At 49.4% G+C, this 13,707-nt stretch carries 11 protein-coding genes, 1 pseudogene and 1 riboswitch; of the genes and pseudogenes, 5 read left to right on the forward strand and 7 right to left on the reverse strand.

The window, feature by feature from the left end; genetic code table 11:
• Nucleotides 1-30: 30 nt before the first annotated feature.
• The 6 genes and pseudogenes from dapF to BWI93_RS20290 form a co-directional block, all read right to left on the reverse strand.
• Nucleotides 31-810 (reverse strand): diaminopimelate epimerase, encoded by a 780-nt coding sequence (gene dapF / locus BWI93_RS20265; protein WP_094814670.1) that lies wholly within the window; start codon nucleotides 808-810, stop codon nucleotides 31-33.
• 75 nt (nucleotides 811-885) lie between these two features.
• Nucleotides 886-1,776 carry a fumarylacetoacetate hydrolase family protein gene (locus BWI93_RS20270; RefSeq protein ID WP_094814672.1) on the reverse strand — a complete coding sequence of 297 codons (891 nt, stop codon included), beginning with the start codon at nucleotides 1,774-1,776 and terminating at the stop codon, nucleotides 886-888.
• Nucleotides 1,777-1,878: 102 nt separating this feature from the next.
• Nucleotides 1,879-3,215, reverse strand: a pseudogene (locus BWI93_RS29745) (alpha-L-fucosidase).
• Between the two features lie 56 nt (nucleotides 3,216-3,271).
• Nucleotides 3,272-3,928, reverse strand: coding sequence for an SGNH/GDSL hydrolase family protein (locus tag BWI93_RS20280; RefSeq protein WP_094814674.1), 657 nt, complete (start codon nucleotides 3,926-3,928; stop codon nucleotides 3,272-3,274).
• Nucleotides 3,929-3,958: 30 nt separating this feature from the next.
• On the reverse strand, nucleotides 3,959-4,729 hold the full coding sequence (locus tag BWI93_RS20285) for an SDR family NAD(P)-dependent oxidoreductase (protein ID WP_094814676.1): 771 nt from the start codon (nucleotides 4,727-4,729) through the stop codon (nucleotides 3,959-3,961).
• A 299-nt stretch (nucleotides 4,730-5,028) separates the two neighbouring features.
• Complete coding sequence (locus BWI93_RS20290; RefSeq protein WP_141217543.1) at nucleotides 5,029-5,586, reverse strand: FUSC family protein; 558 nt, start codon at nucleotides 5,584-5,586, stop codon at nucleotides 5,029-5,031.
• Nucleotides 5,587-5,807: 221 nt separating this feature from the next.
• On the opposite strand from BWI93_RS20290, the gene BWI93_RS20295 reads away from it, so the two are divergent.
• Nucleotides 5,808-6,431 (forward strand): PolC-type DNA polymerase III, encoded by a 624-nt coding sequence (locus BWI93_RS20295; RefSeq protein ID WP_094814680.1) that lies wholly within the window; start codon nucleotides 5,808-5,810, stop codon nucleotides 6,429-6,431.
• Between the two features lie 71 nt (nucleotides 6,432-6,502).
• On the opposite strand, the gene pgk is transcribed toward BWI93_RS20295, so the two are convergent.
• The gene (pgk, locus tag BWI93_RS20300; protein ID WP_094814682.1) at nucleotides 6,503-7,690 is read right to left on the reverse strand and encodes a phosphoglycerate kinase; all 1,188 of its coding nucleotides are present in this window, start codon (nucleotides 7,688-7,690) and stop codon (nucleotides 6,503-6,505) included.
• 262 nt (nucleotides 7,691-7,952) lie between these two features.
• A riboswitch (cobalamin riboswitch) is annotated at nucleotides 7,953-8,168 on the forward strand.
• A 230-nt stretch (nucleotides 8,169-8,398) separates the two neighbouring features.
• Between pgk and metE the strand changes: the two genes are divergently transcribed.
• The 4 genes from metE to BWI93_RS20320 all read left to right on the forward strand — a co-directional run bounded on the left by metE (nucleotide 8,399) and on the right by BWI93_RS20320 (nucleotide 13,371).
• Nucleotides 8,399-10,708 carry a 5-methyltetrahydropteroyltriglutamate--homocysteine S-methyltransferase gene (gene metE, locus BWI93_RS20305; RefSeq protein WP_094814684.1) on the forward strand — a complete coding sequence of 770 codons (2,310 nt, stop codon included), beginning with the start codon at nucleotides 8,399-8,401 and terminating at the stop codon, nucleotides 10,706-10,708.
• A gap of 119 nt (nucleotides 10,709-10,827) precedes the next feature.
• The gene (locus BWI93_RS20310) at nucleotides 10,828-11,214 is read left to right on the forward strand and encodes an acyl-CoA thioesterase (RefSeq protein ID WP_094814686.1); all 387 of its coding nucleotides are present in this window, start codon (nucleotides 10,828-10,830) and stop codon (nucleotides 11,212-11,214) included.
• A 161-nt stretch (nucleotides 11,215-11,375) separates the two neighbouring features.
• Nucleotides 11,376-11,582 carry a cysteine-rich CWC family protein gene (locus tag BWI93_RS20315; RefSeq protein ID WP_094814688.1) on the forward strand — a complete coding sequence of 69 codons (207 nt, stop codon included), beginning with the start codon at nucleotides 11,376-11,378 and terminating at the stop codon, nucleotides 11,580-11,582.
• A gap of 103 nt (nucleotides 11,583-11,685) precedes the next feature.
• Nucleotides 11,686-13,371 (forward strand): VRR-NUC domain-containing protein, encoded by a 1,686-nt coding sequence (locus BWI93_RS20320; RefSeq protein ID WP_094814690.1) that lies wholly within the window; start codon nucleotides 11,686-11,688, stop codon nucleotides 13,369-13,371.
• Nucleotides 13,372-13,707 lie beyond the last annotated feature (336 nt).

A 13,707-nucleotide genomic window follows, 5' to 3' on the forward strand; every position in this document is an offset into this window, starting at 1 on the left:
AACTATCAACTATCAACTATCAACTATCAACTAAACCTCCACCGTACCTTCAAAAACCCGTTCAGCGGGGCCGATCAGGTAAATATTTTCAAAAGCATCCGCACGGGTTTGTTCGAAGCTCACTTCCAGATTACCACCCAATACTTTAATCTTAATGGGACTTTCCATACCCAGCTTCACATGAGCCGTGAGAGCACAGGCCGTTACACCCGTGCCGCAGGAATACGTTTCGTCCTCCACGCCCCGCTCGTAGGTACGAACAAACAGCTGTTGATCGCCCTGCTGCTCCACAAAGTTGACATTCGTACCGCCCCGTTTTACCCACTCCTCCGAGTACCGGATAGCGTAGCCTTCCTGATACACCTTAAAGTCCTGCAAATTCTCCCTGAAAGCCACCACATGGGGTGAACCCGTATTCATGTAGGCATAGTCCGGATGTTCTTCCAACCCTTTGACATTACTCATCTTCAGCGAAATCTGCTCGCTGGTTACTAACGCTTCGTGTTCACCATCCACGGCAATAAACCGCGTCTGATCGCCGATGACACCCAAATCATGGGCAAAACGTACCGTAGCCCGTCCGCCGTTGCCGCACATGGAACCTTCGCCGCCGTCGGCATTGAAGTATTTCATCCGGAAATCGTAGGCTTCGTCGTTTTGTAACAGAATCAGTCCGTCCGCTCCAATGCCAAACCGTCGGTGACATAAGTGAGCAATCCGCTCTTTATCAATGGGAAAGGTACCCGCCCGATCATCAATCATGATGAAATCGTTGCCCGTACCCTGGTATTTGTAAAATGAAATATTCATCGTGAATCGACTAAAAAGAAGGACGTGTTCATCGAGAACACGTCCTGATCAAAATTGATTCTTTAAGATCGTCAATTAGTAGGCATCCTCCCAGGATACCGCCACCTGACGCTGTTCGCCCAAGCCTTCGATACCGAGTTCTACGATATCGCCGGGTTTCAGGTAGACGGGAGGGTTAAAGCCCAGTCCCACACCCGGAGGCGTACCCGTTGAAATCACGTCACCCGGAAGCAATGTCATAAACTGACTCAGGTAACTAATGATTTGCGGTACTTTGAAAATCATCTGAGCCGTTGTAGAGTTCTGGTACGTCTGACCGTTCACTTTCAGCCACATCGGCAGACTATCCACGTCGTCGAGTTCATCCGGGGTTACCAGGTAGGGGCCCATCGGACCGAAGGTGTCGCAACCTTTACCTTTGTCCCACTGACCCCCGCGTTCGAGCTGAAACTCCCGCTCCGAGTAGTCGTTCATCACGGCATATCCGGCGATGTAATCCTCAGCTTCTTCTTCCGTTACGTAGCTACATTCCGCACCAATAACGACGGCCAGTTCCACTTCCCAATCCGTCTTAACGGAATTACGGGGAATGATTACGTCGTCGTTCGGGCCACAAAGAGCCGTCGTAGCCTTGAAGAATACGATGGGTTCCTGAGGAATCGGAGCGTTGGTTTCCTTCGCGTGATCGGCGTAATTCAGACCAATGCAAATGATTTTCGACGGACGAGCCACGCAGGAAGCATACTCGATCGGACCTTCCAGAGCTTGCAATTCCGAAGTTCCGTATTGTTCGAGGTAGTCCTCCAGTACGGACAGGCCTTCTTCTTCAAAGAAGATTTCGTCCAGATCATATGCTCCGGTTTCTTCGCCCAGGGCTTCGAAAAAGGCTTCTAAGCTGTACGCTTTTCCGTCCAGAAGAATGCCGGGTACAACATCCTCATCGGTGATGTAGCGAAAAAGTTTCATTCGTTATTTCAAGTTTAGATACTGCAAAAGAATCGTTTAGTCTTTCAGTATGGTCCCTCAAAGGTATACTTTCTTCTTGGGCCATTGAGCAGAGACCTTTATTTACTTTGTCTGTACTTCGATAATGGTGTCCCAGTCGCTCATCGTTACGCCGTCCAGATACACAAACAAACCTTCCGCTTGCTGCTTGAATTTCAACGGTTTTTTACCTTCAAAGGCTGTGATACTATTAACCTTGGGCGTAAAATTGGGAACGAACAAAACATTCGTCATGGGCTTCTTCAGGATGTGAAGAAAGTGACGAGTATCGCCCTTTTTCGTACTCACGCCCCATTCCTGTGGTGGAATGAGTCCACCCCGGGTGCCATAAATCGTTTCACCATGGGTTTTGAGCCAATTGCCTACGGCTTCGAGTCGGTCAACAAATTCGGGTTGAATCTCTCCGTTGGGCATGGGGCCTACATTCAGTAACAGGTTGGCATTACGGCCCGCAGCACCCACCAGATACCGGACGATCTGTTCCGGAGATTTGTACCGCTGGTCCCGCAGGTCGAATCCCCAGGAGCCATTCAGCGTTTCGCAGGTTTCGAGCGGCAATTGACTAACAGAACTTGTATTATAGCCAAAGGTATTCTGGCCGGGCAGATCCCGCTCGAACATCTGAAAATCTTCGCCTTCAAAAGGCGTTACGTGGTGATTATTACCGATCAAAGCGGCGGGTTGCAGACGGTGAATGAGATCGTAGGTGCGACGTAAATGCCAGTCGACGTGCGTTTTGCGGGCCTGTTTTTCGTGCTCATCCAGGGCCTGATCCCACCAGCCATCAAACCAGATTCCGGCAATTTTTCCGTACGAACCACTCAGTAATTCCGTTAGCTGAGCGTCCATGTACTGAAGGTATTTTTCGAAATCGCCCGATTCAGGCCGTCCCGTTTGCCGTCCGGTTTTCCCCGGGGAAAATAATCGGGATGGTGCCAGTCCAGATGCGAATGGTACAGAAACAGCTTGATGCCTTCCTTCTCACACTCGTCGGCCAGTTGTTTGAGGACGTCTTTTTTGTACGGCGTCGCATCCACGATGTTGTACGGCGAAACGTTCGAATGCCACATCGCAAAGCCGTCGTGGTGTTTGCTGGTGAGCGTGATGTATTTCATCCCCGCATTTTTGGCAATCTGTACCCAGCGTTTGGCATCATACGCCGTTGGATTAAAGAACTTAGGCAGTTTCTCGTAGGCTGACACGGGAATGTTCTGAATATTCATGGCCCATTCGCCATCGCCCAGAATGCTGTAGACGCCCCAGTGAATGAACAAACCATAGCGGGCATCCTGAAACCACTGCCGGGCCGCCAGGTTTTCGGGACTGGGTTGGTACGCTTGTCCAAACGAAATTCGCAGGAAGGAGAGGCAAATAAAGCTGGTAAGCAGAAGTCTTTTCATCGGTTTAGAAACGAAACATCCCGGAAATGTCGGGTTTCCGGGATGAGATAATGAGCTTACAGTTGTTCGATTACTTTCGCCATTTGTTCGGCTACAAACTGATTGCCCGTATCGTTGAGGTGCACCCGATCCGTCGTCAGAATGCCTTTCTCTTCGTTTTTCGGATTGTTTTTCAGGTTGTATTCCATGAATGCTTTCCGCAAATCCACGACGGGAAGGTTGTTTTTCGCCGCCAGATTCCGGATGATTTGGCTGTAACGGTTCAGGTCACCGTCCTGCTGGTTGGTATTATCCGGGCGTTCGCCAATCGAGGCGGGGGTCGTCAGGGCTACTTTGATATTCTGAGCCTTGAGTTTGTTAATGATCGCCTGATAAAACTTCTCAAACTTGTCGGGATCCGTACCCGTGCCCGAGCTAGCTTTATGCCAGACATCGTTCACCCCCACCCAGATGACTACGGCATCGGGTTTCTGAGCCAGTACGTCCTCGTCCATCCGCAGGTACAAATCGTACACTTTATTACCACCAATGCCTTTACCCACCAGTTCGTACTTGCTTTTATCCAGCATACTGGCCAGCTTGGTGATGTACCCGGTGGGGCTTACGCCTGCCTGAGTAATGGAGTCACCGAAGAAGATGATTTTCTTGGGTTTATCGGCCCGAAAGGCAAACAAAAGCGTACTCAGGCTTAACAGCGTTAGTAATTTTTTCATGAGCGAATAGAGGAGTTAATAAAAGATAGACTAGTTATTCAAGGTAGTAAAACCGCCGTCAATTGGGTAATCGACACCCGTAATGAACGAAGCTGCATCCGAGCAAAGGTACAAAGCCAACTGAGCAATTTCTTCGGGTTTCGCCATCCGACCGATGGGCTGCGTAGCCGAGAGTTTCTGGAACATTTCTTCTTCCTGACCCGGATAATTTTTCGAGATGAAGCCATCCACGAAGGGCGTATGCACGCGGGCGGGGGAGATGCTGTTGCAACGAATGTTATCCTTCAGGTAATCCTTCGCTACGGATAAGGTCATGGCGTGAATGGCTCCCTTGCTCATGCTGTACGCAAAACGATCCGGAATACCGACCAGAGCCGCAATGGACGCCAGGTTCAGAATGACGCCACCGCCCTTAGCCTTCATTTTTGGCACGGCGGCAAAGAGGCTGTTATACGCTCCCTTGACATTAACATTGTAGATACGGTCGAGGTCCGCTTCGGTCGTTTTTTCCAGATTACCGACGTGGGCGATACCCGCGTTGTTGACCAGAATGTCGAGCGAGCCAATGGCCTCGAAAACGGCCAGTACTTCGCCCTGATTCGTTACGTTGACGGCGTGTACGGTTACCTTACCACCGGCTGACTCAATTTCCTGAGCCGTCGCCTGAGCCCCTTCCGCACTCAGATCCAGAATATGTACATGAGCACCCTGACTGGCAAATTCGACACTAATGGCCCGGCCAATACCACTGCCACCGCCGGTAATGGCCGCCGTTTTTCCGGCAAGACTAAATACACTCATCCTTGTTGTTGGTTTTTGTAAGAAAAGACCAGATCGAGGGCGGTAATACCCTATTTAGATCGGCATTTTTACTGCGGCCACAAGTTTCGTGTAATTCCTGGAAAAAAGAATGGATAGAAGAAAATACATATAAAAGGCAGGCGGGGCTGGTCCGTTACCAAAGGCCTTGTAGGGATCGTTTAACGTTTGAAAGGTTTCAGAAGTTTGACACTACCGAAGGATTTCAGCGTCCCGGTAAACCCCGAAGGGGTGGCCCCTGTTGTAACCAGGGGCTTCGACCCCTGGCCTGGAACCGAAACCTAGAAATTAAACTTCCGCTTTACCACGGAGAAAAACCAGCCGACCAGAAAGGCGACAATACAGCCCAAGGTTACTTCCGAGGTACGGAGAAGGGCAATTTCAAGAGCATCCTGCCAGGAAGCTTGCTGAAAAATCGCTGGCGTCATGACAGCAATTACCGTAGAGGGAGCCAGTTTCCAGCTAGAAGGATACCGTTTGATGAGTGTACCCATGAAGATGGCTACCGCAATGGCTAGAAAGAGGGAAAAGATATTAACACCCGTCAGGACGATAAAAACAATACCAATCAGACAGCCGCTAATAGTATTAATAATCCTGGAAATCGTATTGCGACGTAGATCACCAAAATCAGGCTCGGAGACGATGGCTACTGAAATAAGTGCCCATTCTTTTTTCTCGATATGCAGTAAATCGAGTAACATCCAGGCAATGGCTGCTCCGAACAAAATCCGGAATGCGTATAAAAAAGTAGTCTTTTTGAGCTCGATTTCATCTAAAATTGTTTTTTCAAGCTCAATGATTCGTTTCTTGGGGTTGATAAGTGTTTTATAGATCATGGTACTTTTCGGGCTGTGACCAAACGGTCGTACTTTAATGGCTTCTATAAAATTAACGCACAAATAGCCTGAAGAGTTTTGAATATTTTTGTACTATTCTAATAATCTACGCAATCATTTGAACAAAATTCCCGGAATGACTGGTTTACGGATTCCTGAATCGAAATCCGGTGAATAATAGGGCTGTTGCCTTATCTTTGAATTCTACTCAACTTGAACCGATGCCTTATCTTGTTTTAGACCTGGAAATGACCGGAGGTGAACCCGGCTGGAATGAAATCATACAAATTGGAGCCGTTTTGTGCGATGATGACTGGAATGAACTGGGAACGTACCTGTCGAATGTCTATCCGGAAAACGAAGAAGCTTTCTCGGAATATTCAGCCAAAATTCACGGTCTGAGTCTGAGCGATCTCGACGACGCTCCCATGATTTACGACGTCATCCCACAATTTGAAGAGTGGATACTGGAAAAGCTCGGTCGCCTCCGGGGCCGTACCCAGACGCTGGATAATTCCCAGTATCTGCGGGATGTTATCATTAGCGGACAATCCGTCATCAACGATATTAATTTCCTGCGGTACGCCTACCGGGAAGAGAAAATTAAATGGCCGTATTCCAACAAACTGCTGGATCTGCATACGCTCGGCTATTTCACCTTTGAAGTACTGAAAGCCAATGGCAAACCTGTACCCAAGTCGCTAAGTCTGAAAGCCATTGCGGGTTATTTTGGACTGGAACGGGAAGACGCCGAATTTCACAATGCCCTCGAAGACGCTCAGCTGACTACGAAATCGTTCAAAGAAGTGTTTGCTCTGGCGAAAAAGTTTAAGCTGGCCGAGTAAGCAAGCAATAAACGACAAAGAGCCGATCCCACGGGATCGGCTCTTTGTCGTTTGGGTATAGCTTCAGGAAATTAATCCAGAGCGGCTACACCGGGAAGCGTTTTGCCTTCCATGTATTCGAGCAGAGCTCCACCACCCGTCGATACGTAGCTTACGCGGTCACCGTATCCGGCATTGTTTACCGCAGAAGCGGAATCACCACCACCGATGAGTGAGAAGGCTCCGTTTTCTTCGGTTGCCGTTACTACGTACTCCGCAATGGCGTTGGTACCTACAGCAAAGTTCGGGAATTCAAATACGCCCATGGGGCCGTTCCAGAGAATCGTCTTCGAATTCAGGATGGCTTCTTTGAATACTACGATCGACTGGTGTCCAATGTCCAGACCTTCCCAGCCCTCGGGAATTTGACCGGCGGGAACCGTCGTTTTGGTGGCGTCGTTGGAAAACTTATCGGCAATCACCGTATCCAGCGGCATCAGCAGGTTTACACCTTTTTCTTTCGCTTTTTCAATCAGCTCCAGAGCCAGCTCCATTTTGTCGTCTTCGTGGATGGAATTTCCGATTTGTCCACCCAAGGCTTTCGTGAAGGTGTAGGTCATACCGCCACCCAGAATCAGCGTATCCACTTTATCCAGCAGGCGTTCGATCACCAGAATTTTATCGGAGATTTTCGCTCCACCCATGATCGCCGTGTACGGACGCTCTACATTATCCAGAATCCGTTGAGCGTTGTCAAGTTCGGCTTGCATGACGTAACCGCTTACTTTGTCAGTAAAGAACTGACCGATTACCGCCGTTGACGCGTGGGCCCGGTGAGCTGTACCAAAAGCATCGTTTACCCAAACATCACCCAGGCGAGACAATTTCTCGGCAAAAGCTACATCTCCTTTTTCTTCTTCTTTGTAGAAACGGAGGTTTTCCAGCAGCAGGATTTCACCGGGCTGTAAGTTAGCGGCCTGATCTACAGCCTGCTGACCAATGGCATCATCGGCAAATTTTACCGGACGGTTGAAAATCAGCGACAGGGCATTAACCAGGTGTTTGAGCGAATATTTTTCGGTAGGACCATCTTTCGGACGACCCAGGTGCGACATCAGGATTACCGAACCACCGTCGTTCAGAATTTTCTGAATCGTGGGGATCGTAGCTTTGATGCGGGTATCGTCAGTAATTTCATAGCGGTCATTCAAAGGGACATTGAAATCTACGCGGACAAGTGCCTTTTTTCCGGCGAAATTGTACTGGTTCAGCGTCTTCATCAGATAGAATCAGAAGTTTAAATGAGTAATGGTAAGACCACGCGGTAACAAAGTTCTGAAGCGTTAGTCAAGAACGGAACAAATTTAGAAATTCGGCCAAACTTCCCTAAACCTGACGAGTTTTTAAGCGAAACCTCTTAAAAGTTTGCTAAAAAGATATACGCTGCAAGTCTGGGTACGCGGGCCGTTGTCGTTTCTAAAAAAGATTCTGCTTCCGTATTTAAAAAAACTATGCTCTATATTTGCGGCGTTCTTTGTAATGCCCGTCAATCGGATGGTTGGTTTCGTGGGGAGGTCTTCGCTCCCCAAGGAATGAAAAAGGAATCGTGTGTAAATCACGAGCAGACGTGCTACTGTAAGTACCCGTTTCGCCGCAGCGAAACACGTGCTACCCAAATTTCCCATTGTTCCGCGAGGAATGAGAAGGGGGGCCAGCATGGTACAAGCCAGGAGACTTGCCAACCTTCTCAATGGTCATGCCTTCACGACTAAGGCCTGATGCACGCATTGATTTTACAAATGTTGTAGGCGTTTCTTCGCCCGGTTCTGATGCTCAGAGCGGGGTCGAAAACGTGTATTCTTCTTCTGACGTTCAGCGACGAACGTGAGCCGGAGATCGTATGCCTAAGCATTCGTAACAATTCACCTTTTTTGGCGGGTTGGGTGTTTCAGAGGCGTTTTTTCAAACCCTTTTTTAACACAAACAACATGGTTACGCACAACCTGGGCTACCCCCGTGTGGGCAGCAAACGCGAACTGAAATGGGCCAGCGAACAATTCTGGGCCGGAAAAATCTCCAAAGACGAACTCCTCTGGGCCGGACGGCAGGTCCGTCGGCAAAACTGGCAAACGCAACAGGAAGCGGGTATCCAGTGGATTCCTTCCAACGACTTTTCATTTTACGATCAGGTACTGGATACGGCCCTGATGGTAGGAGCGGTACCCGAGCGTTACCAGTCGCTGATTGACGGCAAGAGTAATCGCGAGCTGGAAATCTACTTCGCTATGGCCCGGGGTATTCAGCAGAATGGGCTGGACATCAAGGCGATGGAAATGACGAAATGGTTTGATACTAATTACCATTACATCGTTCCGGAATTTCTGAAAAATCAGCAGTTTAAACGGTATTCCGACAAAATCATTCACGACTTTGAGGATGCCAAGCAAATGGGTATTCTGACGAAGCCCGTCCTGCTTGGCCCCGTATCGTTTCTGTTGCTGGGCAAAGAAAAAGAAGCGGGTTTCCATCGCATTGATCTGCTCGAACCCTTGTTGCCCGTGTACGCCGACGTACTACGCGAACTGGCTACCCGAGGTACGACCTGGGTACAGCTCGACGAACCCTGCCTGACGCTGGACTTATCCGAGAATGAGCAAATCGCTTTTCAACAGGCCTACGAATACCTGGCTCGGGCAGTACCTCAGCTGTCCTTGCTGGTTGCCACGTATTTTGAAAGCATACAGCCCAACCTGGCTCTGACCCTGCAACTGCCCGTAGCGGCTTTGCACGTGGATTTGGTACGGGGCAACGAACAACTGGAAGCCATGCTGGCCGATACCAGTTTTGTCACTTCGCAACGAATCCTTTCGCTGGGCGTAGTAGATGGACGAAACGTCTGGAAAAATGACTTTACGCAATCGTTGACGTTCATTCAGCGAGCGGTGGACGTACTGGGTAAAGATCGCGTCTGGATTGCTCCGTCCTGCTCCCTGCTGCACGTGCCGTATGACCTGGATCTAGAGAAAAACGACGCCGTACTGACGCCGGAAATCAAAAACTGGATGGCCTTTGCCAAGCAGAAACTCGGTGAAGTAGTGACGCTGGGACGTCTGGCCAAGGGAGAAGCTCAGGGATTACTGCTGGAAAATCAGGTGGCTCTGGAAAGTCGCCGGACGAGTCCGCTGATTCACAAAACTGCCGTTAAAACGCGGGTACAGGCCGTGCAAACGGATGATTTTGAGCGGTATAGTACCTTTGCTATTCGTCAGCAAATTCAGGGAGAAAGTCTGCAATTACCACTCTTCCCCACGACTACCATTGGTTCCTTTCCCCAAACCGACGAGGTGCGGCAATGGCGAGCGAAGTATAAGAAAGGCGAAGTAAGCCAGGCTGAATACGAAGCGTTTGTAGAAACCGAAATCGAAAGGTCCATTCGCTGGCAGGAGGAAGTAGGGCTGGACGTGCTGGTACACGGCGAGTTCGAGCGTAACGACATGGTGGAGTACTTCGGTGAGCAACTGACGGGCTACGTATTCACCCAAAACGGCTGGGTACAGAGTTACGGCAGTCGTTGCGTGAAGCCACCGATTATTTACGGTGACGTAGAACGTCCCGAAGCCATGACGGTACGCTGGACGACCTTCGCTCAATCGAAAACCGAGAAATATATGAAAGGGATGTTGACGGGTCCGGTCACGATCCTGCAATGGTCCTTTGTCCGGGATGATCAGCCACGTAAGGATACGGCCTTCCAGATTGCCTTAGCGATTCGGGATGAGGTACAGGAACTGGAACAAGCAGGCATCCGGATCATTCAGATTGACGAACCCGCCATTCGCGAAGGATTGCCCCTGCGGCGGGCGGACTGGGCGACGTACCTGACCTGGGCCGTGGACGCGTTCCGGCTAAGTGCTGCGGGCGTAGCGGATCAAACGCAGATTCACACGCATATGTGTTACTCGGAATTCAACGACATCATGGAGGCCATTGCCCGGATGGATGCCGACGTGATTACCATCGAAACGTCCCGTTCGCAGATGGAATTGCTGGAAGCGTTCTCGGACTTTCAGTACCCCAATGAGATCGGACCCGGCGTGTACGACATTCACTCACCGCGTGTACCGAGCGTGGAAGAAATGGCACATTTGCTGGAAAAAGCACTTCGTACGATTCCGGCTCGTAACTTGTGGGTCAATCCCGACTGCGGCCTGAAAACCCGCCGTTGGGCCGAAACCGATCAGGCCTTACGAAACATGGTAGCCGCCGCCCGGCAGCTCCAGCAGACGATAAGCGTTTAGAGGTTTTGTGGTTTAGAGTTTAGTGTTTTGAGTTGCGTGGACCGTAGCGTATAACGGATAAGCCCATGATTCGATTCAGAACCCTAAACTCTAAACCCTAAACTCAAAACCCATTTCTCATGTCTTTAGAAGAAAAAATCAAAGCGGCAGAAACCCGCGTATTTAAAGCTGTTTTTCCGAATACGACCAACCATTATGATACGCTGTACGGGGGTATGGCGATGCAGTGGATGGATGAAATTGCCTTCATCACGGCGACGCGACTGGCCCGAAAACCGATGGTGACGGTATCGAGCGACCGCATTGATTTCCGTCAGGCTATTCAGGCGGGAATGCTGGTGGAGCTGATTGGCAATGTCGTACACGTCGGAAACACGAGTATGCGGGTAAGCGTGGAGATTTTTGTCGAAAGCATGTACGCCGAAGGCCGCGAACTCGCCATCCACGGCACGTTTACATTCGTAGCGATTGACGCGGATAAGAAGCCGGTGAGAATTCTGGATTAGTTTACAGTTTTCGGTTTACTGTTTTCAGTGGAGTGAATAATTAGGGGTATGCAACTACACGCAGAATTTCACTGTTCTGGAAGCGGGCTTTCACCAGAGCGTTACTAAAGTTCGCAAACGCCTCAAACTGAAAACGGTAAACCGAAAACTACCAACTCCCTATGTCTAAACACGCCATCGAAGGTTGCCCGCGTTGCGGACGGTTGTTCACCTGTAAGCTCAACGCCAGTCTGAAATGTGATTGCATGAACGTAGCCCTGACGCCAAATGAAATGCAATACATTCGTGACATTTCAGTGATGGAGTATGACGGAAGCTGTTTGTGTATGCACTGTCTGGAGGAGTTGCGGCAGGAAACGCAGCGGTAGTAATCGTTTCAGTAATGTTGGATCCAATCAATCCACAGGCTGAAAATCAAACTTTTTCCCCAAAAAAAGCATTATCCTAGTTCTAAGCCACGAAGCTCTTGCTATGTCCGAACGCCTGGAACTGCCTCCTAAATATTACCTTGAGTACTTTCGCTATTTAATTGAATTCGTTCGTCGTTTTTACCTGGAATTGCTTACCGATGACGAACGGGAATTTCTGCACGACTTTGATCATCTCAGCGAAGATGCTCAGTGTCTGTTTATTCGGTTTACCAACCGAAGGGTAGCTTTCTTCCGCGTTCGTAAGCTTAATTATCCGGAAATTGAATACTGGGGCGAAGCCCTGCTCGAACTGGAACGCAAGGGGTTTGTGGCTCCGCTGTCAGCGTACCATCAGAATCGGGCGGGGGAGGTACTCGACATTTTCAACAAAACGGAAGTCCTCAGTTTTGCCAAACAGCTCTCACTCGATACTAAAGGTAAAGCCAGTCTGAAGAAAGAAGAACTCAGCGACTGGTTACTGGAAGCTGCTCCTTTCGACGATGTATGCGTACTGATTGGGGAAAGCGAACCCGTTGTGAAAGTCAATTACGAGGCCCAGACCATGTTGTTCAAGTTCCTCTTTTTCGGTAATCGACACGCCGATATGAGTGAGTTTGTAGTACGGGATCTGGGACATCTTCGTTTCGAACGTTTTGATGAGGACCGGTTTGTACCGCACTTCACTACTCGCCAGGAAGTTGAAGATCGCCTGAAAGTATCGCTGGCAGCAGAAGATTTTCAGTTGATGAAAGCCGCCGAAACCGATCCGCTGGCCATTAATATCTGGTTTCTTGACTGGTATGAAAACCATACACCGTTGGCAGAAATTGCCCAGCCCTCCCTCGATCGGCTGATTCTGAAGCTGGGGGGGTATATGGAGCGGCAGAAAAAGCTGGAAGAAGCACTGGTACTTTTTCGACTGACAAACGTACCGCCTTCCCGTGAACGACAGGTCCGCTTACTCCTGAAGCTGAAGGATACGGAAGCCGCTACGGCTCTGGTGGAAGAAATAATGATTAACCCGTATAATGCTGAAGAGCAGTTTTTTGCTATCGATTTTCAGAATCAGCAGACGGCTCAGGGGCAGAAGAAAAGAGCCCGAAAGTCGACGACGGAGTGGTTACTCAAATCCGAGACTGTAACCATTGACCTGACCTGGCGGTACCGCGTGGAAGAGGGGGTAGCCGAACACTTCCGTCAACAGGGCAAACACGCCGTCCATACGGAAAACTTTCTGTTTGATGGACTTTTCGGACTGCTGTTCTGGGACATCATTTTCGATGCGGGCAGTTCGGCCATTCACCATCCGCTGCAACGGTCGCCCTCGGATATTTACAAGCCTACGTTTTTTGAAAAGCGTCGTCCGGCTTTAGTAGAACGGCTGGAATTATTGGAGAATACGGCCGATACGCTGGCGTTTCTGGAAGGGATGTTCGAGGAGAAGTACGGAATCGTCAATCCTTTGGTCGTCTGGTTTCCTGAACTGCTGAACCTGATTCGGGCAGCTATTGAGAAGATTCCTGCTCATTTACTACAGCGATTACTGATCGAAATGGCAACGAATGTACGCGAGCACACCCGAGGCTTCCCCGATTTATTCGTCTGGGACGAAAACGGTTACGATTTTATCGAGGTAAAATCGCCCACGGATCACCTGTCTCCGCAACAACTGTACTGGCTACGTTTTTTCGAAACCATTGGTCTGCGTTCGAAGGTGTTACGGGTGGTATGGGGGAGTGTGGCGTAAGCGTTGTAGGGTTTCAATCGTGTACCTGACATTACATTACATACGGGGTCAATGACACTAAACCCCTTCGAGGTCGGTAGCCCCCACTAACCCCGAAGGGGTTCCATGTACGTGGCCATGAGTACCACCCATGGATTATTGTTAAAATCACCGTAGCTGCCCCGCATTACATACGGGGCTATGTACATAGAACCTCTTCGGGGTTAGAGCCTGCCAACCCCGAAGGGGTTCAAAGTGAATAACCATGGGTGACACCCATGGACACTTTTGTCGAAAAGAAATATAATTTGTAAAACTATCAATTATCAACTATCAACTATCAACTATCAACTATCA

This window comes from Siphonobacter sp. BAB-5385 (assembly GCF_002261125.1).
Classification (GTDB): domain Bacteria; phylum Bacteroidota; class Bacteroidia; order Cytophagales; family Spirosomataceae; genus Siphonobacter.